Consider the following 19,736-nt stretch of genomic DNA (forward strand, 5'->3'; position numbering starts at 1 on the left):
TGTGGGCCCCGTGGACGGACGTGCGACCTCCACGTGGCCCCTACACCATCCCGCTCACGCGCTCGCCCGCTCCCGCCGCGGCACCAGGCACTCGAACACCAGATACGAGAGCAGCACCAGCCCCGCGAACACCGCCGTCGTCCCCACCAGCCACCGGTACGTCAGGGGCTCGCGCAGGTGCCCGAGCACGGCCTCGAGGAGCGAGCCGGGCCGGTTCAACACGTTCCAGCTGTTCCACCGCTCGAAGCGGCCCAGGTAGATGCCGTAGCCGCACAGCACCGACGCCGCCAGCACCCCTCCCCACGCCACGCCCCTCCCCCACCGCTCCTCCAGCAGCCGCTTCCACACCTCCAGCGAGAGCAGCCCCAACAGCCACCCCGTGGCCGCGAAGCTCGCCAGCATCGCCGCGTCGAACCACATCGGCACGCCCGGCCTCGGCTTGAGGTGGATGAAGTCCGTGAGCAGGTACGGCGCGTTGGGGAAGGCCAGCAGCCACGCCATGCCCAGCGGCAGCAGGTTCCACCACCGCCCCTTCCCGCGCGCGTGCAGCAGGCCCGCCAGCAACGCGAGCCCATACGGCACCCACGCGAGGAACAGGTTCCATACCAGGAAGATGAAGCTCGGCTTCCCGCTCCACTCGAGCCGCAGGTGGAGCATGACGACGGCCGCCGCGCTGCTGAGCAGCACCGGCCGCAGTCCATGGTGACGCAGGAGGGACATCCATCGGGAGCGTGGGGTCATCATGACGGGTACCGTGTTGTGGCCCGGGAGCCACGGGTGGGTCCGGCCCCCCGACCCCCCCGCCGCGCCCGGGCTGACGCAATGACACGGCGAGCGTGGCCACGAAAGGACAGGGAGACACGCTGGCGGGGGCTGGAAGGCATCCAACCGGGGAGCAGAGCAAGCCCCGGGCCATTCCCCCATCCTCCGGCTAATCTCCCCCGTCATGTCCGACACGCTGCTGACGAACCTGGAAGCCGGAGTCCTCACCCTCACCTTCAACCGGCCGCAGAAGAAGAACGCCTTCACCGGAGAGATGTACGACGCGGCCGCCCGGGCCCTGGTCGACGCCGATCAGAGCGACGCCGTGCGCGTGGTGGTGCTCACCGGCGCGGGCAACACCTTCACCGCGGGCAACGACCTCAAGGACTTCCTCGAGCACCCGCCCTCCGGCGAGGACAGCCCCGTCTTCCGCTACCTGCGCGCCCTGTCGCACCTCTCGCGCCCCGTGGTGGCCGGCGTGGAGGGCGTCGCGGTGGGCATCGGCACCACCATGCTGCTGCACTGTGACTACGTGGTGGCCACCGAGCGCGCCGTCTTCAGCATGCCCTTCATCAACCTGGGACTGAGCCCCGAGGGCGCCTCCAGCGTGCTGCTGCCCCGCGTGGCCGGCCTGGCGCTCGCCTCCGAGCTGCTCATGTTCGGCGACCCCTTCGACGCGGCCACCGCCCTGCGCGCCGGCATCATCAACCAGGTGGTGCCCGAGACGAGCCTCGCCGAGGTGGTGCACAAGCGCGCCACCGCCCTCGCCGCCAGGCCCGTGGAGTCCCTGCGCCTCACCAAGCGCCTGCTGCGCGAGCCCCTGCGCGCCACCGTGGACGAGGCCCTTTCGCGCGAGGGCGCCCACTTCATCCAGCGGCTCGCCTCCGCCGAGGCCCGCGAGGCCTTCAACGCCTTCCTCTCCAAGAAGAAGTAGCCCGGTGGGGGCCTACGCCGCCCCTTCCAGCAGCGGCTCCTCGGGCTTCGGCTGACGCGGGCGCTCCGCCGTCCGCCTCAGCCGCCTCACCACCCGACCCATGTCCGCCGGCGACACCGGCGGCCAGATCCGAGGCGGTGTCCGCGGCAGACTCGGACGCGACGAGCCTTCGGCCTGGCCCCTCTCCACCTCGGGAAACGACGGGGACTTCACCAGGGGAGTCAGGCCCTCGTCCTTCACGTGCGCCATCATCGCCTCCGAAGGGGAAACCGTTACTCTGGGTGAAAAGCCTAAGAGTCCCCCTCCGGGACGGTCAAGGCAGCCGGGCCCTGGCTGGAGAATGTGTTTTCCAACCAAAGCCCGGAAAGTCCCGACTGTCTCTCCCCCGACAGCGGCTCAGCGACGGGGCGCCGTCGACGCCTTCCTGGGCGAGGCGAGGAAGGACTCGATGCCGGGGCCCTGGGCGGCCTTGAAGGCGATGCACAGGTCCACCCCCTCCAGCACCTGGGCGAGCGTGCGGGGGCCACCGGGAGCACGCGCCATGCGCTCGGTGAAGAAGGCGGCGGCCTCCTGGCGGTGCACCGGATCGCAGTAGGAGCCGGCCGACCACGCCAGCATCTCCACGCGCTCCTCGGGCAGCCGCGCGGCGAGCGCGTCGTAGTTCTCCTTCACGAAGGCGTAGGCCACGTCCCGCGTGCGCACGTCCCAGCTGGCCGCGAAGAGCAGCCTGCCCACCTCGCGCATGTCCACGCCGGGCTCCAGCAGCAGCTTCAGGTTCTCCCGCACCAGCGCGGGCTCCTTGAAGCTCCCCAGCGCGCCGAGCAGCTGCTCGCGCTTCTTTCGCTCCTTCTCCGCGCGCATGGCCGTCATCAGCTTCGTGTGCAGGGCCGCGTCCCCATGGGCGGCGGCGATGCCCAGCGTGATGCCCACCAACTCCGGAGCGATGGCCCTGCTGTCACCCAGCCACTTCTCCGTCAGCTTGCGCGCCTCGGCCACCAGCTTCGCGTCTCCGCCCTGCCCGCCCGCGATGCGCAGCAACATGGGGCGCAGCAGCCGGGTGTCCTCGTCCTCGTTGGCGCGCGGGGTGAAGCCGAGCGCCCGGGCACGAGCCCCGTAGGTATCGCGCAGGAAGCGCTCCCGGTCCGCCTGGCGCGCGTCGGAGAGCATCGAGGGCCGCAGCAGGCCCAGCAGCTCCAGCGACGCCTCGAACACCTGGCGATCCTTCTCCCCGGCCAGGCCCGGCAGCAGCCCGAGCGCGTCCGCGGCCGGCATCTGGCCGGCGCTCACCAGGGCCTGCACGTCACCGAGCAGGGCCACGCGCTCGGCGCGCGAGAGGGAGCGGTTCTCGGTGGAGAGCAGCCGGCCCAGCATCTGCGCGTCCAGGGAGGCGCGGTAGTAGCCGGCGCCGTCCGCGTTGGGCAGCAGCCAGGAGGGGCAGCTCTTCGCCTGGGACAGCGGCAGCTCGGCCGTCTCGCCCTCCATGACGGTGCAGGCGCGGTCCACCACGGAGCCCGAGCCGTAGCGCACGCACAGGGGTACCTTCCACGTCTGCTTCGCCTCGCCCTTGGAGCCCACCGGCAGGAAGCGGCTCTGCGAGAGCTTCACCACGGGCACCTTGCCCGAGCAGTCCAGCCGCATGCTCACGAGCGGCGCGCCCCCCTGGTCCAGGAAGGAGCCCAGCACGCCGGACACGTCCTTGCCGGCCTCGGCGGACAGGGCCTCGAGGAAGTCCTTCGCGGTGGCGTTGCCATGGGCATGGGCGCGCAGGTAGCGCCGCACGCCGCGCTGGAAGACGTCCCGGCCCAGCCAGCTCTCCGTCATGGCCAGCACCGCCGAGCCCTTGCCATAGGTGATGCCGTCGAAGGCGTTGAGGATGTCATCCTCGCTCTCGATGGGCTGGCGGATGCGGCGCGCCGTCACCAGGCTGTCGGTGTCCAGCGCGCGCGAGCGGTCGCGCACGCGCTCGACGGGAGCATCCCACGTGGGCTGGGAGACCTCGACGGTGCGCGGCGTTATCCAGGTGGCGAAGGCCTCGTTGAGCCACAGGTCGTCCCACCACGCCATGGTGACCAGGTCACCGAACCACTGGTGCCCCAGCTCGTGCATCTGCGTCTCGTAGAAGCCGCGCTGCCGGCTGATGGCGTCCTCGGCGGGCTTGGAGAGGATGAGCCCCGAGTTGAACGTCACCAGGCCCGGGTGCTCCATGGCGCCCCCGAAGAGCGGCACGGACATCACGTCCAGCTTCTCGTACGGGTAGGGAATGCCGAAGTACTGCTCCAGGTGGCCCAGAATCTCCGGCGTCACCTTCGCCGCGTAGGTGCCCTCCACGGCGCGGCCCTTCGGGGTGACGATGCGGGTGCGCACGGCCTTCTCGCCCGAGGGCTTCGCCTCGAGGAAGTCGAAGGGGCCCACGCCGAACGCGATGAGGTAGCTGGGCAGCGGCTGGGTGCGCGCGAAGCGCCAGGTGGTGCCACCGTTGGCACCCGGCTCCTCGCTCACCAGCGGCGTGTTGGTGACGGCCACGTTCCCCGCGGGCACGTGGAAGGTGAGCTGCCAGGGCACCTTGAAGCCCGGCTCGTCGAAGCACGGGAAGACGCGCCGCGCTCCGAGCGCCTCGAACTGGGTGTACGTGTACCACGCCCCGTCCTCCTGGACGCGGAAGGCCCCGAGGGTCTCCCGCTCGGAGAGCTCTCCCGAGTAGGCGATGCGCAGGTGCGCGGAGCCGGGCTGGAGTGTGCGCTCGGGCAGGAAGCCGAGGAAGTCGCCGTTGCCCTTTGTCTGGGTGAGGGCCACGGGCTTACCGTCCACGGTGAGGGTCGCCTCCTTCACCGTGAGGCGGCGGCCGAGCAGCCAGATGGCGTCGGTGGCCTCCTTCACGTCCAGGTCGATGTCCACCACGCCCTGGAAGGTGGGCTGGGAGGGGTCCAGGGTGAGCGCGGCGGTGTAGCCGGTGGGGCGCACCTGGGTGGGCAGGCGCAGCGTGGGCGACACGGGGCCGGGCCGGGCCGGAGTGGATGGAGCCTCCGCCTGGGACGCGGGAGCGCTGGAGGAGTCCGGCGTGGGAACGGGCTGACGAGCACCACAGGCCGTCAGCGTTGCCAGCAGGACGAGTGAGGCACGTCGGGTGGTCTTGGGCATGGGCGGGGGTCTAGCCCAGGTCGGGCGGGCAGGGTAGCGGTGGGAGGTGCGAGGCCTCTTGCCTGACATCCCACTTCCAGGTGGAGTGCGCCGCCGTGTCCGCCCCCGCCCCCGCCTCCGAGTCCCAGCGCCTCCCCCTTCCGCTGCCTCCCACCCGGCTCCCCCAGGTGCTCGGCAAGCGGCCGTCGCCCGTGGTGGGGTGGCTCGCCAACCGGGTGATGGACGCGGTGTGCGCGCTGCCCGCGTCCATGAGGGATGCCATCGCCCGCTTCGTGGGCTGGCTGGCGTTCACCCTTGGCATCCGCCGCCGGGTGGCCCTGGAGAACCTGGCGCACGCGTACCCGGAGAAGAGCGAGGCCGGGCGGCGTGCCATCGCGCTCGGGGCCTACATCACCATGGCGCGCGTGGTCATCGAGTCCATCGACCCGAAGGATCACGTGGAGCCCGAGTGGGAGGAACCGGAAGTCCAGGGCGCGGCGTGGGAGACGCTGAAAGCGAACATCGCCAGGGGCCAGGGCGCGCTGCTGGTGACGGCGCACTTCGGCAACTGGGAGCGCGCGGGGAAGATGATTCTGCGGCGCGGCATTCCGCTGAACGCTCTGGTGCGTCCGCTGAACGGGGCGCTCAACATGCGCATCGTGGACAACCGGGTCGCCGCGGGGGCGGGGCTCATCTACCCCAAGGGAGCCATCGCGCAGGCACAGGAGGCGGTGCAGTTGGGCGAGACGGTGCTGATGCTGCTCGACCAATCGCTCCCCGCGAAGGCGGCGGTGTTCGTGCCCTTCTTCGGCAGGCCGGCATCCACCACACCGGCGATGGCGGTGGTGGCGCAGCGCACCGGGGCGCCGGTGTTCGTGGTGATGGGGGTACGAGACGCGAGCGGGCGGAAGATGAGGCTGGAGGTGGAGGGGCCCATCGCACCACCCGAGGGAGTGGGCGAGCAGGACGCCATCACGGCGCACACGGCGGCGGTGACGGCGGTGCTGGAGAAGTACGTGCGGCGCTACCCGGAGCAGTGGCTGTGGCTGCACCGGCGCTGGAAGGTGCGGCCGCCGTCGGAAGGCGCGCCCCCGCCTCACGGGTTGAATCCGTGAATGCCTCGTGAGCACCATGACGCGAACCATCTTCATCGGAGACGTGCACGGCTGCGCGGAGGAGCTCGAGGCCCTCCTGCGAGAGTGCGACTACCGTCCGGGAGATCGGGTGGTGCTGGTGGGAGACCTGGTGGCGAAGGGGCCGGACTCGGCGGGCGTGGTGCGCCTGGCGAGGGAGCGCGGGCTGCTCGCGGTGCGGGGCAACCACGACGAGCACGTGCTGCGCTGGCGCGCGAGGAAGATGCCCGAGGGCAAGAAGCTCAAGCGCGAGCACAAGCAGGTGCTGGACACACTCGCGGACGAGGACTGGGCGTACCTGGAGTCACTGCCCCTGCACCTGCACTTCCCCGAGCTGAACGTACGCGTGGTGCACGGAGGCCTGGTGCCCGGCGTTCCGCTGGAGGAACAGAAGCCGGAGCTGATGCTCAACCTGCGCAGCATCACGCCGGAAGGCGAGCCGTCGAAGAAGCTGGAAGACGGAGCCCCATGGGCGAGCCAGTGGAAGGGGCCGGAGCTCGTCATCTTCGGCCACGACGCGCTGCGAGGCGTGCAGCGACATCCGTATGCCATCGGCCTGGACTCGGGCTGCGTCTATGGCCAGAACCTCACCGCGTACGTGCTGCCAGAAGGCCACTTCTACTCGGTGAAGGCGAAGCGAGAGTACATGGAGCTCTGACGAGGCTCCGTGATGACTCCCTTGAGTTGCATTCCACTTCTGATAGGCTTCGAGCCCTATGGCCCGCGGTGCACAAACGTGGCAGTGCCTCCTCGTCCTCATTGGGCTTGGGTGCTCACAGCCTCAGCCTATTCCAGGTGTTGTACGGCCCGGCCCCGAGGAGAAGTTCTTGGAAAGCCTTCCGGGGCCAATGGCAGGCTTCGGGTCATTCGACACCTCCTCGGACGCGCTACTCGCGGCCTGCTCGCTGATTCTGTCCAAGCCAAACGCAACGGTTCGCCACATCAAAGACCCGGAGCTGGCTCTACGAACCTCAACTGAATATTGCGCCTGGCTGTACTACACACCGGACCGCAAATATGAGTTGAGCATGTTAACGGACCAGGCAGAGCCAGGCGCTGCTCTGACCGGAAAGAAAAGCTGCAGAATTCCTGCTTTCGTGGATGACCAACGATACCCACCTGGCAGCCTCAAGTACGTCTTCGCTCTTCACAATCACCCTTTCGGGGGCCCGCTGTCCTTCTTCGACATGCGGAAGATCATTGAGCTCGCCAAGACTCACGAATGGGTCGTGGATACGAAAGAGGGAGAGATTCCGCTCGCCGTTATCGCGTTCTTCTCGAACACGACCGATCCTGAAAACCCCACGTGCGACGGCTTCTATCAATACACTCCAGAGACTCGCACGCTGGATCAATGGGCCAACACACGAGATGGGTGGCGCCGGAGGAAGATGGGAACCGTGACCTGGCTCAGTGACAGAACCTATCGTGTCGATCCGGAGTAGAGGATGCGGATGAGAAACCTGCCTCTCGTGCTCGCCATCGGCCTCTCGGGCTGCATACTCCGAAACCTGTTTCAGCCCCCAACCCCACCGCAGTACGACAACTCCATTGTCTTTCCACAATTCTTCGAGCGTGAGGCTGTCGAGGTTGGCGCGAAGGGTGAGCCGTATGAACTGGATGGTGTGACTCTCCGGGCCATCACGATTGCCGCGAACGACTTCCTCCCCATGGGGGCCAGGAATCCGCCGTGTGAGTACAGACAAGAGGCACAGCGTTATCGCGTCATTCGCCAGGGGGACATCCTCTTCGTCTACATCTACGAGGACTACGAATATTGCGGCAAACCCATGCCGCTGGATTCAGGAGCGAAGTACGCGATCAGCACGGATGGCCGCATTCTCCGGCGCGTCATCGATGGCCAGCCTGAGGAGCCCTTCGGCCCGGTGAGTCCCGATGCCGGTGACCTGTGGGTTCCAGCGAAGCCAGGTGTCCCGAGTGGGTATGAGCCTGTTCCACCCTCGACTCCAGATGGGGGTTCTTCAGGAGTGCCGTAGCTGCCTCACCGCGACGCCGCGAACACAAGCCAGGCCGCGGACACGTCGAGCAGTCCATGCACCGCCATGAGCCAGGGCAGCAGTCTGGGACGCCACCGCACCGCCGCGCCCACGGTGAGCGCGAAGGGCAGGAACATGAACAGCCGCCACGTGAGGAAGCGCGCGTCGAAGAGCAGCGGCAGCGTGGCGTGCTGCGCGGAGTGGAAGAAAGCGGCCACCACGAGCGCCTGGACGCGGCCCAGGCCCCACGCCTCGAGCCGGGGCATCGCATCCGCGTAGTAGGTGGGCAGCTCCGAGAAGGGAATCGTCAGCGGGAAGAGCACCAGCGCCGCCACCGCCGCCCACGTGGGCAGGGGCAGGACGAACATCTCGAGCGCGCGCTGAGGGTCCCCGAAGAGCAGCGTCGCGAGCGCGATGTTGGGAAGCTGTGCCATCGGCGCCGCGACCACCAGCACCCCGAGTAGCGCGAGCACGTCCCTCCCCACGTGACGCCCATCCACCTGGTAGAGCGAACGCAGGCTCCTGCCCTCGCACGCCGCCTGACTCCAGAGCCGCGCGATGGAGACGAGGTTGGTCAGCACGGCCGTCACCGGCCACCAGGCCGCCGAGGCGCTCCACGCATCCTCCCGGCCCGACAGCGCGAACCCCGCGGCGATGATCGCCTGGAACGCAGCGAACAGCACCGTCCGGCTCACCAGCGTCACCCAGGGGAAGGAGTGCCCACGCTCCTGGGCGGACAGCCGAGCGGGGGTCGTCGAAAGAGCGATGTCCATGTTCATGACGGGATGTCTATCCCCGCGAGGGAGGGCGGGACTTGTACGGAGGGGACACGCCGGAAGGCGCCTCTTCCCCGACCGTGGCGACGACGCGCCGGCCCTTCCCGAGGGCCTTCGAGGGAGGCGCGCCCGCGAGCTCCCGGAAGTCCCTGTCCAGGTGCGGCTGATCCGCGTACCCCGCCTCGGCCGCGAGCTCCGCGAGCTTCCTGTCCGGCGTGGTGGCCGCCCCGCGCCAGGCCCGGGCCATCCGCGCGAAGCGCACGAAGTCACGCGGCGGCACCCCGACCGCCTCCTGGAACCGCCGTGTGAGCTGCCGCCGGGACACGCCCAACGTCTCCGCCAGCTCCGCCACGGGCGGGCCGTCCGCTCCCGACAGGGCCCGCGCGGCCTCACACACGAGCGCGTCACAGCACGGGCGCAGGTGCTCGGAGCTCAACGGCCACAGAGCCTCGAGAGCGACTTCCCCGCCGGGACGCTGGCGGGCCCACCCGGCGAGCGCGGCATCGAGCCCGGGAGCCACCTGCGCGAGAGGCAGAACGCGCTCGCGCAGCGCGGCCGCGGACGACCCCAGCAGACACGCACACGCGGGTGGCAGGTGGATGCCCACGACGTCCACCGCGCCCACCGGCTCGAGCAACAGCGCGCGCCCCAGCCCGCCCACCACGAAGCGAGCGGGAAGGGGGCGCACCCGGCCCTCCTCGACGAGCCGCCCGGGCTCACCGAGTTGGAGCACGACATCCGCCCCCGCCACGTCCGGCAGGATGGGGACACGCAGGTCCTTCTCCGCCTGCCCCGTCAGACGCCACACACAGTCCACATGACGGGCGAGCGGGGCGGGGGCGGGAAGGGAGTGCGAGTGCAACATGAGACCACCAGCCCGCGCGTCACCCCTCGGGCGGACGCACCACCATCACGGGCCTGTCGGCGCGCGACATCACCGCCTTCGCCACCGAGCCCATCAGCACCGTCTTCAACCCCGTGCGCCCGTGCGTGCCCACGCAGATGACGTCCGCGTCGAAGCGCTGCGCGGCCTGGAGGATCGCCGTCGCCACGTCCTGGCCCGCCAGCACCTCCACCTGCACCTTGCGCCCGTGGGCGTCCGCGTCCCGGGGCATGAGCTGGTGCAACCGCTGCCGCGAATCCCGCTCGGACTCCGTCACCTGCGCCTGCGGCGCCTCGCCCACGGTCACCACGTACACCGTGCCGCCGTTGGGCAGCAGCGAGAAGGCATACGGAATGGCCCGGTTGGCCACGTCCGAGAAATCCGTGGCCACCAGCACCGAGCGCAGCTCGGGAATGGGCACCGCCGAGCCACGCGCCGCCACCGTCACCGGCACGCTCACCACCGACATCTTCGCCAGCCGCAGCGCGTGATGCGACACGCTCCACAGCTTGCCCATGGCGCGCCGCTGGTGCGAGCCCACCACCAGCAGGTCCACCTTCTCCTCCGCCGCCAGGGCCACCAGGTGGTCCGCGATGCGCCCCACCCCGGCCTCCAGCCGCACGCGCACCGGCGGCTGGCCCTGCGCCTCCAGCGGCGACGCCAGCGTGCGCACCTCGTTCTCCAGCGAGCGCCGCAGCTCGGGCGACACGTCCTGGGAGGCATGGGCGTGCGACAGGCCCATCCGCTGGTACTCCTCGTGCGGCCAGTAGACGCGCCCGGCCACCACCTCCACCTGGCCGTAGCGCCGCAGCGCCCGCAGCCAGTCCCTCGCCGCCTCGAAGGGCTGCGAGCGGTCCACGCCGAGCATCACCTTCAGCGGACGCGTCCCGGCCACCCACGCCTCGAAGGGCTCCACGTCGCGCACCACCAGCAGCGGCACCGACAACGCCGTGGCCAGCCGGTCCACCGTGCCCCCCACCCCCAGGAAGGGCGAGGCACTCGTGGGCCCCGCCGTCACCACCAGCCCCGCTCCCTTCTCCTGGGCGAAGCGCGCCAGCTCCTCGGCCGGCTCACCCGTCAGGAGCTGGTGGCTCACCCGCGCCCCCAGCTTCTCCACCCGCCGCACCTCGTCCTGCAGCGCCGACGTCGCCGTGTCCTGCAGCGTCTGCCCGAAGGCACGCGCCAGGTCGCCCGGCAGCACGTGCACCAGGAAGAGGGGCTCGTTGAGCTTGCGCGCGAGCTCCGCGGCGGCGGTGGTCGCTCGCTGCGCGGCGTCCGAGAAGTGGGTGGCACAGAGGATGGTCATGACGGCTCCGCACGCGGGCCTGGGGCCCGGGTCTTGGGGGAAGGTCGGTTCACGTACCGTGCCGGGCACTCTAGCCAGCCGGGGCCCCGCCGGGCGTGGGGTAAATCGCCCCTCGCGCCCGTGTAAAAGCTGCACGCCCGACACACCGCACCGCAAAGCCTGCGCGCCCGCTCCCAGGGCGCACGGGCGGATTTCCTGGCATCGCGCCCGCAATCCCTCCCGTCGCTACCTTTCCACCGGAGAGGCCCTGGAGGTTCCCCATGTTCCGCTGCTCGTCCTGTGGCGCCTTCAACCGCGTGCGTGAGCCCCATCCCCCCGGTCAGCCCACCTGTGGCCGGTGCCAGCGTCCGCTCGACCTGTCGGGTGCGCCCCAGGAAGTGGACGGGGAGGCACTGTGGCGGGCGGTGAGCGCCTCGCCCGTGCCCATCCTGCTGGACCTGTGGGCGCCCTGGTGTGGCCCGTGCCGCACCGCCGCGCCCATCCTCGCCGCCGTGGGCCACGCCCAGGCGGGCCGGCTCCTCGTGCTCAAGCTGAACACGGACGCCCATCCCCAGGCGTCCAGCCAGCTCGGCGTGCGGGGCATTCCCACCTTCGTCGTCTTCTCCGGAGGCCGCGAGGTGGCGCGCCGCAGCGGGTTGATGCCGCGGCAGGAGCTGGAGCGCTGGGCCCTGTCCGCGGCCCAGGGCGGAGGCCCCTGGGCCTCGCCATGAGCGCGGCGCTCCTCACGGACCTCTACGAGCTCACCATGGTGGACGCCTACCTCGCGGAGGGGCTGCACGAGGAGGCGGCCTTCAGCCTCTTCGTCCGCCGGTTGCCCGCCCGCCGCGACTTCCTGCTCGCCTGCGGGCTGGAGGAGGCCCTCACCTACCTGGAGACGCTCCGCTTCTCACCGGAGGAGCTCGCCTGGCTGGAGTCCCTGGGACGCTTCTCCCAGCCCCTGCTGGACTGGTTGGAGCGCTTCCACTTCACCGGGGACGTGCACGCGGTGCCGGAGGGGACGCCCCTCTTCGCCGAGGAGCCCCTGCTGGAGGTCGTCGCACCCCTGCCCGAGGCGCAGCTCGTGGAGACGTACCTCCTCAATCAGATGCACCTGCAGACGCTGGCGGCATCCAAGGCGGCGCGAGTGGTGGAGGCGGCCCGGGGGCGGCCGGTGGTGGACTTCGGGGTGCGGAGGATGCACGGGGTGGACGCGGGCCTGAAGGTGGCGCGCGCCGCGTACGTGGCCGGGGTGAGCGCCACGTCCAACCTGCTGGCCGGCCAGCGCTACGGCATCCCGGTGGCGGGCACCCTGGCGCACAGCTACATCCAGGCGCACGACGACGAGCTCGCCGCCTTCCGCGCCTACGTCCGCCGCTTCCCCGAGACGACGCTGCTGGTGGACACGTACGACACGCTGGAGGGCGTGCGGAAGGTGGTGGAGCTGGCGCGGGAGCTCGGGCCGGACTTCCAGGTGCGCGCGGTGCGGCTGGACTCGGGGGACCTGGTGTCGCTGTCGCACGCGGCGCGCTGGCTGCTGGACGAGGCGGGACTGGAGCGCGTCCAAATCTTCGCGAGCGGCGGACTGGACGAGGACGCGGTGGCACAGCTGCTCGCACACCACGCCCCCATCGACGCCTTCGGGGTGGGCACGGCGATGGGCGTGTCCGCGGACGCGCCCTCGCTGGACATGGCCTACAAGCTGGTGTCGTACGCGGGCCATGGGCGGCTCAAGCTCTCCACGGGCAAGGTGCTGCTGCCCGGGCGCAAGCAGGTGTTCCGCGAGGAGGAAGACGGCGTGGCGCGGCGGGACGTGCTCGCGCGACATGACGAGGTGTTGCCAGGCCGGCCGCTGCTGCGTCAGGTGATGCACGCGGGCCGGAGGTTGGAGGGCACCTCCCCGTCCCTGGAGGCCATCCGGCTGCACGCGCGGGAGGAGCTGGCGCGTCTGCCTTTGGAAGTGACGCAGTTGGAGCCCGTCCGACCTCCGTACCCGGTGGAAGTGAGCCCCGGGCTGAGCGAGGCGAGGGACCGGGTGGTCGCGGAGCTGGGGGAAGCGACGCACGCGACCTGATCCGCTCCGAGGAGGCGTGACGATGCGAATGCGATTCCAGGACCGGGCGCACGCGGGACGGCTGCTGGTGAAGTGCCCGAGCGACGCGTGGAACGAGTCTCCGCTGGTGCTGGCACTGCCTCGAGGCGGAGTCCCGGTGGGCTACGAGATAGCGCTGGCGCTGGGCGTACCGTTGGAGGTGCTCGTGGTGCGCAAGCTGGGAGTGCCGTGGAGGCCGGAGCTGGGGATGGGGGCGCTCGCCGAGGGAGGCACGCTGTACGTGAACCCCGAGTTGCTCATGTACCTGGAGTTGACGGACGCGGACGTGCGAGCGGTGGCACGGAAGGAGGCGCATGAGCTGGCACGGCAGGTGCGGTTGTACCGGGGCGGGCTGCCCTTGCCGGACATGAGGGGACGCACGGTCATCCTGGTGGACGACGGGCTGGCGACGGGAGGCACGGCGCGGGCGGCGGCGCGAGCGGCGCGAGCAGCGAAGCCACGGAGGCTGGTGCTCGCGGTGCCCGTGGCCGCGCGAGAGGCGGCGGAGGCCCTGCGCCGCGAGGAGGTGGACGAGGTGGTGACGGTGCAGGAACCGGAGAGGCTGGGAGCCGTGGGGGCCTGGTACGAGGACTTCCACCCGGTGGACGACGAGGAGGTGCTCTCGCTGCTGCTGGAGGCACACGACCGCGGAGCCTCACCGGCTCCCTGAGCGTCACTCCTTGAAGATGGCGACGGACGCGACGCCGTCCGGACCCATGTAGCCACGGTACATGCCCGCGGAGTTGAAGGGCATGGCCACGTTGCCCTGCGCGTCCATGGCGATGACACCGCCCTCGCCGCCCGCCTTCACGAGGACGTCCAGGACGACCTGGTTGGCGGCCTCGAGCAGCGGCAGCTCCAGGTACTCCATGCGGGAGCAGATGTCGCGCGCGACGGTGTAACGGATGAAGTACTCGCCATGGCCAGTGGCGGAGACGGCGCAGCGCTCGTTGGCATACGTGCCGGCGCCGATGACGGGCACGTCACCCACGCGGCCGAAACGCTTGTTCGTCATGCCACCGGTGGAGGTGCCCGCCGCGAGGTTGCCGGCCTGGTCCAGCGCCACCGCGCCCACGGTGCCGAACTTGTGCTCGCGGCCCGCGGGGTGCTCCCAGAAGGCCGAGGGCCCCTGCGGCTGGCCCTGCTCGGCCGGCGCCTGCTGCTGCTTCTTCTCCGCTTCCAGGGCACGCTGCAGGGACTCCCAGCGCTCCTCGGTGTGGAAGTAGCTCTCGGGAACGAGCTCCACGCCCTGCTGCTTCGCGAACTCCTCGGCGCCAGCGCCGATCATCATCACGTGCGGGGACTTCTCCATCACGGCACGCGCGAGCGTGATGGGGTTCTTCACATGGTGCAGGCCCGCGACGGCGCCGGCCGCGCGGGTGCGCCCGTTCATGATGGCGGCATCGAGCTCGTTCTTGCCGTCATGGGTGAAGACGGCGCCCTTGCCCGCGTTGAAGAGGGGCGAGTCTTCCATGACGCGGACGGCGGCGGTGACGGCATCCAGGCTGGAGCCTCCCTTGGCGAGGACGGAGTGACCGGCCTGGAGGGCCTCGTTGAGCACGGCGCGGACGGCGGCCTCGCGCTCGGGGGAGAGGGACTCGCGCTTGATGACGCCCGCGCCACCGTGGATGACGATGCCCCAACGGGGAGCGGGCCTGGAGACGTCGTCAGAAGAGCTCATGAGCTTCTCCTCCTCCCGTTTGGAGGTGAGGGCCGTGGAACACCCGAGCGGCAGCAGGAGGGCCGTCAGGGTAGCGGTGGCGAGAGCACGACGGAGCGGAACGAGCATGTGTGGCGTCCTCGGAGAATGGCTGTGTCTGCCCGCTCGGAGCATACGCCCGGGTTCCATGAATCCTGAGCCACATTGGGAGGGAAATACCCTCACCCTAGCCCTCTCCCAGAGGGAGAGGGGACGTCCACGGACACCACTCCTAGCTGCGGTGCGGCTTCTGCCACATGCCGATGAGGCCGACCGTGAGCAGCTCGTCGTCGGAGTAACCCGCGAGCTCGCCCTTCTCCCGCAGCTCGCGCAGGGCGGGCGCCAGCTCGTCCTGACGCTCGTAGACGAAGCGCACGCCGGGCATCGTCTCCTCGAACATCCGCTTCCACTCGTCCATGCGGATCTCGTTCACGTAGCAGTTCGGCTTCACGGCGTCCCGGTGCGCGGGGCGCAGGTGCGGCCAGTACGGCAGGTCCCTCCCGCCGTTCGTATAGGTGCGCGGATCGTGGCTGCCGGTGTGGCTCGTGTAGAGGTGGACGGCGATATACGCGACACCGCCCGGGCGCAGCACGCGGGTCACCTCCTGCAGGGAGGCGCGCGGCTGGGCGATGTGCTCGTAGGCCGACCACGAACACACGACATCGAAGGAAGCGTCGGAGAAGGACATCTGCTTCGCGTCCATGCGGAACACGGGCAGGCGCCGGAAACCCGAGACGGAGAGATCCCTCGCGAGCGTCTTCTCGAAGAGCTCGTCCCAACCGAGCACCTTGCGCGTGAGCGTCTTCGCCGTGCGGAGCACCGAGTTGTACCGGAGCATCGCCACGTACTCGCGCAGATCGAAGCCCTGCGGAACGATGTCCATGTCGATGCCGGTGACCCGGTTCTTCACCGAGAGCACCTTCATGTGCTTGAGCTGCTGACCGGGACCGACATCGAGGATGTCCAGGCCCTCGAGCTCGCGCCCGAAGGCCTCCTTGATGCGCTTCTCACACTGGCGGACGGCTTCGATCGTGAAGCCCACCTGCTGGATCGTGCCATCCTGCCACATGCGGTAGAGGTGTTGGACCTCCCGGACGCGGCTGACGAGCCCGGCGGGCATCGATGAATAGGAGTACCGCTCCTGTTTCGTTGGCTTCGCTTGATTCACGTGCACGCTCCCCCCGGCAAACCGGGCGAGGCAACAAGCTGTGGCTGGCGCTCCACGGCAGGGCCGCGCTCGTTCGATCTGTCGGTCAACCTGTCCGATGTTGCCAGACAACCCGTCCCGGTAGAAGTCCGCCCTGGCGGGTCGCGTTGTTGCACCCTGTTCCACCAGTCCCCAGCGGCTCGGGCCAAGCAGCTCACCTGGGAACCGAGCGAGCCTTCACGGAGTGTGCAGATGACGTCCCCGGCTCCATCACCCACCACGCCCCGCATCGCCACCGGACCCCGGGGGTTGCCCCTCATCGGAGTCGTTCGCGACGTCCGCAAGGACGTCCTGGGCTGGCTCACGCGGACGGCGGCGGAACACGGCCCCGTGGCGCAGTACCGCTTCGGCCCCGGGCGCGCCTATCTCGTGACGCACCCGGACGGGCTCAAGCACGTGCTGCAGGACCACGTGAAGAACTACACGAAGGACCACTACAGCTATGCCATGTTCCGCCGGATCGTCGGCGATGGCCTGCTCACGAGCCAGGGCGAGACATGGCTCAAGCAGCGCAGGCTCGCGCAACCGGCATTCCATCGGGCGCGCATCTCGGCCATGGCGGGGCAGATGGTGCGAGCGACGGTGGAGCTCTCGGAGCAGTGGGCCACGTCCGAGCGCACGGGCGAGCCACGCCATGCGGTGCGGGACATGATGGCGCTCACCCTGCGCATCGTCGGCGAGGCGCTGCTCGGAACCGACGTGCGCGCGGAGACCGAGGCCGTGTCCGCGGCCTTCAACGTCATCAGCGAACAGACGGTCGAGCGCTTCCGCTCGCTGCGCCTCATCCCGCCCGTGCTGCCCACCGCGTATGACCGGGCCTTCCGCCGGGCGAACCACGCCTTGAGGGAGGTGGTGGCACGGGTCATCGCGAAGCGCCGCGAACGCATGGAGGACCAGGGAGACCTGCTGTCCATGTTCATGCTCGCGCGGGATGAAGAGACGGGCGAACAGATGGATGACGAGCACCTTCAGAGCGAGGTGCTGACGATGATGCTCGCGGGCCACGAGACCACGGCGACCGCGCTCTCGTGGGCCTGGGCGCTGCTCCACCAGAACCCGGACGCGGAGAAGAAGCTCCACGAGGAACTGGATGCCGTGCTCGGCGGCCGTCCCCCGACGGCGGAGGATATCCCCCGGCTCGTGTACACGCGCAGGGTGCTGGACGAGACGCTGCGCCTCTATCCACCCGTCTACATCCTGAGCCGCAAGGTGATGGAGGACGACACGGTCTGCGGCTACCAGATTCTCGCCGGCTCGTCGCTCGACATCAGCCCCTACGTCACGCAGCGTCTTCCGGAGCTCTGGCCGGACCCCGAGCGCTTCGACCCGGACCGCTTCACGCCCGAGAAGATCGCCGCGAGGCCCCGGTACGCGTACCTCCCCTTCCTTGGCGGTCCACGTCAGTGCATCGGCAACAACTTCGCGCTGATGGAGGGCACGCTGATACTGGCGACGCTCGCGCAGCGCCACCGTCCGAGGATGGTGGACGGCTACACGCCGACGCCCGAGCCCCTCATCACGCTACGGCCTTCCGGCGAGCTCCCGGTCATCATCACCGCGCGCTGAGCCGCGTCCCGGGCCTCAGGAGGGCCGGGTCAGGAGGAAGCGCTCGATGTCCTCGTCCCGCCCCATGTGGTGGAGGGCCTTCTCCTCGCGGCCGATGTGACGGAAGCCGGCCTTCTCCAGCACGCGCCGGGAGCCGGGATTGCGTGAGAAGCAGTTGGCGTGAATGGAGTCCAGACCGAGGGTCTCGAAGCCATAGCGGACCAGGGCCTGTGCCGCTTCCGTGCCGAACCCCTGCCCCCAATGGGCACGCCCGATCCAGTAGGAGAGCTCGGCGGTGCGGGGGCGCTCCTCCGCGGCCTCCACCAGACCGGCCGCGCCAATCATCTCGCCAGACGCGGGCAGACAGAGCGCGAAGACGTGCGAGCGCGCATCCAGCGAGGAAATCCAGGCCTCCGCCATCCCGTCCTCGAAGGGATATGGGATTCCCGCCGCGTTCTCCGCCACCTCGCGGTCGCCCGCCAGGCGCTGGACGGAGCGCGCGTCTTCCAGTTGAAGGGGACGGAGGATCAGGCGAGCACTTTCGATGGCGGCTCCCTTGCGCTCGTGGGACAGGGCACGATGGATCGCCGGTGTGAGCCGTGTCGCGCGGAGCGCATCCAGCGCGAATTCCCAGCGCCCTTCGGCACAAAGACCACTCAGGCCCGCATCCTCATAGGCCTCGAGCGCCGCTGACACCAGGGCATCGCGCACCGCCTCGGCGACCGCGAGACCGGCCTCGTCGCAGCGTTTGCATTCGAGCGCGAACCCCAGACGGCTGCGCCGACCCTCTTCCGTGAGGACCCAGGGACGCTCCATCCACGGCGGCTCATGGCGCATGTGCTGCCGGTGGCCGCACTCGAGCTCGGCGACCCAATGGCCTTCACCATCGAGGTGGAACCCAGAGATCTTCTGCTTCATCGGATTTCCCTATAGTCGGGGGGGGGGTAAAGCGCCAGACCATGAGCACGGCGTCAGTCAGTATCCTCTGGGACCGGCTCTCGTTCGGCAGCCCTCTTCTTCGCTTCCCACTCCGTCAATGCGGAGGCCACGGGGTGAAGCGAGTGGCGCTTCAGCCTCTTGTGGTGCACCGCGAGGAAGTGCTCACCTGCGACCGACACGAATTCAAAGGGAGCGGCTGGATGGTTCTTCAGCCAGTCCCCTGCTTCCGCCCGGGTTTTGAATGATGGCGCCGTGGGAGATATTCCCCGTGCGGCGAGCTCTTCGATGTACGGCTCTATGACGTAGTCGCGGTACATCCCGCGAGCATTGTCTTCACGCGAAGACCAGACCCGATAGTACTCATCGCCTACGAGTATGCGTGTTGGACTGGGTGGCTCAGCGAGGCTCCTCAGCCAGGTCTCCGCCTCATCGCGCGTCGTGAAATGGGCGATGGCGAGCGGAGCATATTCGACGCGGTTGTTGACGTAGTCCTCGAGAGCATCGATCTGCCCGGTGTCGGCGATGAAGTTGAGCAGATGCATGAGAACGCTCGCGGACTGCTTCTGCTCGATCTCAGCAGCCTCGTCGAAAGCCCTCACGAGAAGCACCATGACCCTTCGTGAGGCCGCATCCCTACGCGCTTCGAGGACAGTGCTCACCTGAGGGCGTAACGCGGGAGCACCCGCCTCGAGGTATTTTTCAAACAGGTAGACCTGACCTGTTTCACCTATGAATGCCCTGTACTCGTTCACGAGAGGCCAGAGCCGCTTTTCTTCTTCTCTCCCCTCGAGCCGCGCAGCTCTCCATCGAACCGCGGCGAATCGTGATGCACTCGTGAGGGCGTCATGAATGCTCACAGGGAAGCACCCAAGAGGTAGGAGTAGTGAACAACCCTGGAGAAGCTTCCGCGACAAACACGAGTGGCATCAGGACGAGAGCACCTCCACCCGAGGCGACGACCGTTGCAACGAAGACCACTCCAGCAATGACGATGACGGAGCCAACGAGAATTTCCTCGCGGTGATTCTTGATCCAATCAACCGCGGGCTCTATTTCATCGAACTCCGCGGCATACTCCTCGGCCCAGCTGCCCATTCGCCTCCTGCACATGTCTGCCTTCTTCATGCAGTGATCCGGGCACCACCATTTCCTGGCTTCGCGCCACGGCTGTGTCTTGACATGTTCATACTTCCAGTGGCCGACCCAGACCGGCCTGCTACTCGCGAGGCAATCCTCCTCGCACTGGACTCGCCGACCTTCGCAATACTCCTCCAGTGGATTGGAGCTTCGCCAGATCGAAGTTCTCGAGCGGCTCCCAGGCGTGTGTCACTCGCCCAGCCCCTATCTCCTGGATGATGAGCGCATACCTG

Annotated in this window: 20 protein-coding genes; 9 read left to right on the plus strand and 11 right to left on the minus strand. The window is 69.1% G+C overall.

Annotation, left to right across the window (positions count from 1 at the left end; genetic code table 11):
* Positions 1-54: 54 nt before the first annotated feature.
* A complete protein-coding gene (locus tag JQX13_RS10060; RefSeq protein ID WP_203408820.1) occupies positions 55-744 on the minus strand; it encodes a DUF1361 domain-containing protein in 690 nt (229 codons plus the stop codon).
* 202 nt (positions 745-946) lie between these two features.
* On the opposite strand from JQX13_RS10060, the gene JQX13_RS10065 reads away from it, so the two are divergent.
* On the plus strand, positions 947-1,696 hold the full coding sequence (locus JQX13_RS10065) for an enoyl-CoA hydratase (protein WP_203408821.1): 750 nt from the start codon (positions 947-949) through the stop codon (positions 1,694-1,696).
* 12 nt (positions 1,697-1,708) lie between these two features.
* Here the strand turns inward: JQX13_RS10065 and JQX13_RS10070 are convergent, their stop codons facing one another.
* Both JQX13_RS10070 and JQX13_RS10075 read right to left on the minus strand, forming a co-directional pair.
* Positions 1,709-1,948, minus strand: a complete 240-nt coding sequence (locus tag JQX13_RS10070; protein ID WP_203408822.1) for a hypothetical protein — start codon at positions 1,946-1,948, stop codon at positions 1,709-1,711.
* 144 nt (positions 1,949-2,092) lie between these two features.
* The gene (locus JQX13_RS10075) at positions 2,093-4,834 is read right to left on the minus strand and encodes a M1 family metallopeptidase (protein WP_203408823.1); all 2,742 of its coding nucleotides are present in this window, start codon (positions 4,832-4,834) and stop codon (positions 2,093-2,095) included.
* 95 nt (positions 4,835-4,929) lie between these two features.
* On the opposite strand from JQX13_RS10075, the gene JQX13_RS10080 reads away from it, so the two are divergent.
* The 4 genes from JQX13_RS10080 to JQX13_RS10095 all read left to right on the plus strand — a co-directional run bounded on the left by JQX13_RS10080 (position 4,930) and on the right by JQX13_RS10095 (position 7,943).
* Positions 4,930-5,928, plus strand: a complete 999-nt coding sequence (locus tag JQX13_RS10080) for a lysophospholipid acyltransferase family protein (RefSeq protein ID WP_203408824.1) — start codon at positions 4,930-4,932, stop codon at positions 5,926-5,928.
* Positions 5,929-5,944: 16 nt separating this feature from the next.
* Positions 5,945-6,604, plus strand: a complete 660-nt coding sequence (locus JQX13_RS10085; RefSeq protein WP_203408825.1) for a metallophosphoesterase — start codon at positions 5,945-5,947, stop codon at positions 6,602-6,604.
* A 169-nt stretch (positions 6,605-6,773) separates the two neighbouring features.
* Complete coding sequence (locus JQX13_RS10090; RefSeq protein WP_239014660.1) at positions 6,774-7,391, plus strand: hypothetical protein; 618 nt, start codon at positions 6,774-6,776, stop codon at positions 7,389-7,391.
* Between the two features lie 9 nt (positions 7,392-7,400).
* Positions 7,401-7,943, plus strand: a complete 543-nt coding sequence (locus JQX13_RS10095; protein ID WP_203408826.1) for a hypothetical protein — start codon at positions 7,401-7,403, stop codon at positions 7,941-7,943.
* A gap of 5 nt (positions 7,944-7,948) precedes the next feature.
* Here the strand turns inward: JQX13_RS10095 and JQX13_RS10100 are convergent, their stop codons facing one another.
* Genes JQX13_RS10100 through JQX13_RS10110 form a run of 3 tightly spaced genes read right to left on the minus strand, consistent with a single transcriptional unit; the run spans position 7,949 to position 10,908 of the window.
* Entirely contained in the window at positions 7,949-8,722 is a 774-nt protein-coding gene (locus JQX13_RS10100) for a hypothetical protein (RefSeq protein ID WP_203408827.1), read from the minus strand.
* A 10-nt stretch (positions 8,723-8,732) separates the two neighbouring features.
* A complete protein-coding gene (locus JQX13_RS10105; RefSeq protein ID WP_203408828.1) occupies positions 8,733-9,584 on the minus strand; it encodes an AraC family transcriptional regulator in 852 nt (283 codons plus the stop codon).
* 19 nt (positions 9,585-9,603) lie between these two features.
* The gene (locus JQX13_RS10110) at positions 9,604-10,908 is read right to left on the minus strand and encodes a universal stress protein (RefSeq protein ID WP_203408829.1); all 1,305 of its coding nucleotides are present in this window, start codon (positions 10,906-10,908) and stop codon (positions 9,604-9,606) included.
* A gap of 260 nt (positions 10,909-11,168) precedes the next feature.
* Here JQX13_RS10110 and JQX13_RS10115 point away from each other — a divergent pair, with 260 nt between their 5' ends.
* Genes JQX13_RS10115 through JQX13_RS10125 form a run of 3 tightly spaced genes read left to right on the plus strand, consistent with a single transcriptional unit; the run spans position 11,169 to position 13,646 of the window.
* Positions 11,169-11,618: a thioredoxin family protein gene (locus tag JQX13_RS10115; RefSeq protein WP_203408830.1), complete on the plus strand. Its 450-nt coding sequence runs from the start codon at positions 11,169-11,171 to the stop codon at positions 11,616-11,618.
* On the plus strand, positions 11,615-12,958 hold the full coding sequence (locus JQX13_RS10120) for a nicotinate phosphoribosyltransferase (RefSeq protein WP_203408831.1): 1,344 nt from the start codon (positions 11,615-11,617) through the stop codon (positions 12,956-12,958). Before JQX13_RS10115 ends, JQX13_RS10120 begins: the two co-directional genes overlap by 4 nt.
* Positions 12,959-12,980: 22 nt before the next feature.
* Positions 12,981-13,646: a phosphoribosyltransferase gene (locus tag JQX13_RS10125; protein ID WP_203408832.1), complete on the plus strand. Its 666-nt coding sequence runs from the start codon at positions 12,981-12,983 to the stop codon at positions 13,644-13,646.
* A gap of 3 nt (positions 13,647-13,649) precedes the next feature.
* Here the strand turns inward: JQX13_RS10125 and JQX13_RS10130 are convergent, their stop codons facing one another.
* Positions 13,650-14,657 (minus strand): isoaspartyl peptidase/L-asparaginase family protein, encoded by a 1,008-nt coding sequence (locus tag JQX13_RS10130; protein ID WP_430384165.1) that lies wholly within the window; start codon positions 14,655-14,657, stop codon positions 13,650-13,652.
* 250 nt (positions 14,658-14,907) lie between these two features.
* A complete protein-coding gene (locus tag JQX13_RS10135) occupies positions 14,908-15,843 on the minus strand; it encodes a class I SAM-dependent methyltransferase (protein ID WP_203408834.1) in 936 nt (311 codons plus the stop codon).
* 231 nt (positions 15,844-16,074) lie between these two features.
* On the opposite strand from JQX13_RS10135, the gene JQX13_RS10140 reads away from it, so the two are divergent.
* Complete coding sequence (locus JQX13_RS10140) at positions 16,075-17,448, plus strand: cytochrome P450 (protein WP_203408835.1); 1,374 nt, start codon at positions 16,075-16,077, stop codon at positions 17,446-17,448.
* 15 nt (positions 17,449-17,463) lie between these two features.
* Here the strand turns inward: JQX13_RS10140 and JQX13_RS10145 are convergent, their stop codons facing one another.
* Genes JQX13_RS10145 through JQX13_RS10155 form a run of 3 tightly spaced genes read right to left on the minus strand, consistent with a single transcriptional unit; the run spans position 17,464 to position 19,491 of the window.
* Positions 17,464-18,345, minus strand: a complete 882-nt coding sequence (locus JQX13_RS10145; protein ID WP_203408836.1) for a GNAT family N-acetyltransferase — start codon at positions 18,343-18,345, stop codon at positions 17,464-17,466.
* Positions 18,346-18,398: 53 nt separating this feature from the next.
* Complete coding sequence (locus JQX13_RS53865; RefSeq protein ID WP_239014661.1) at positions 18,399-19,223, minus strand: hypothetical protein; 825 nt, start codon at positions 19,221-19,223, stop codon at positions 18,399-18,401.
* The gene (locus JQX13_RS10155; RefSeq protein ID WP_239014662.1) at positions 19,210-19,491 is read right to left on the minus strand and encodes a hypothetical protein; all 282 of its coding nucleotides are present in this window, start codon (positions 19,489-19,491) and stop codon (positions 19,210-19,212) included. The genes JQX13_RS53865 and JQX13_RS10155 overlap by 14 nt, the downstream gene beginning before the upstream one ends.
* Positions 19,492-19,736: the final 245 nt, after the last annotated feature.

Origin of the sequence: Archangium violaceum (assembly GCF_016859125.1) — a bacterium.
Classification (GTDB): domain Bacteria; phylum Myxococcota; class Myxococcia; order Myxococcales; family Myxococcaceae; genus Archangium; species Archangium violaceum_A.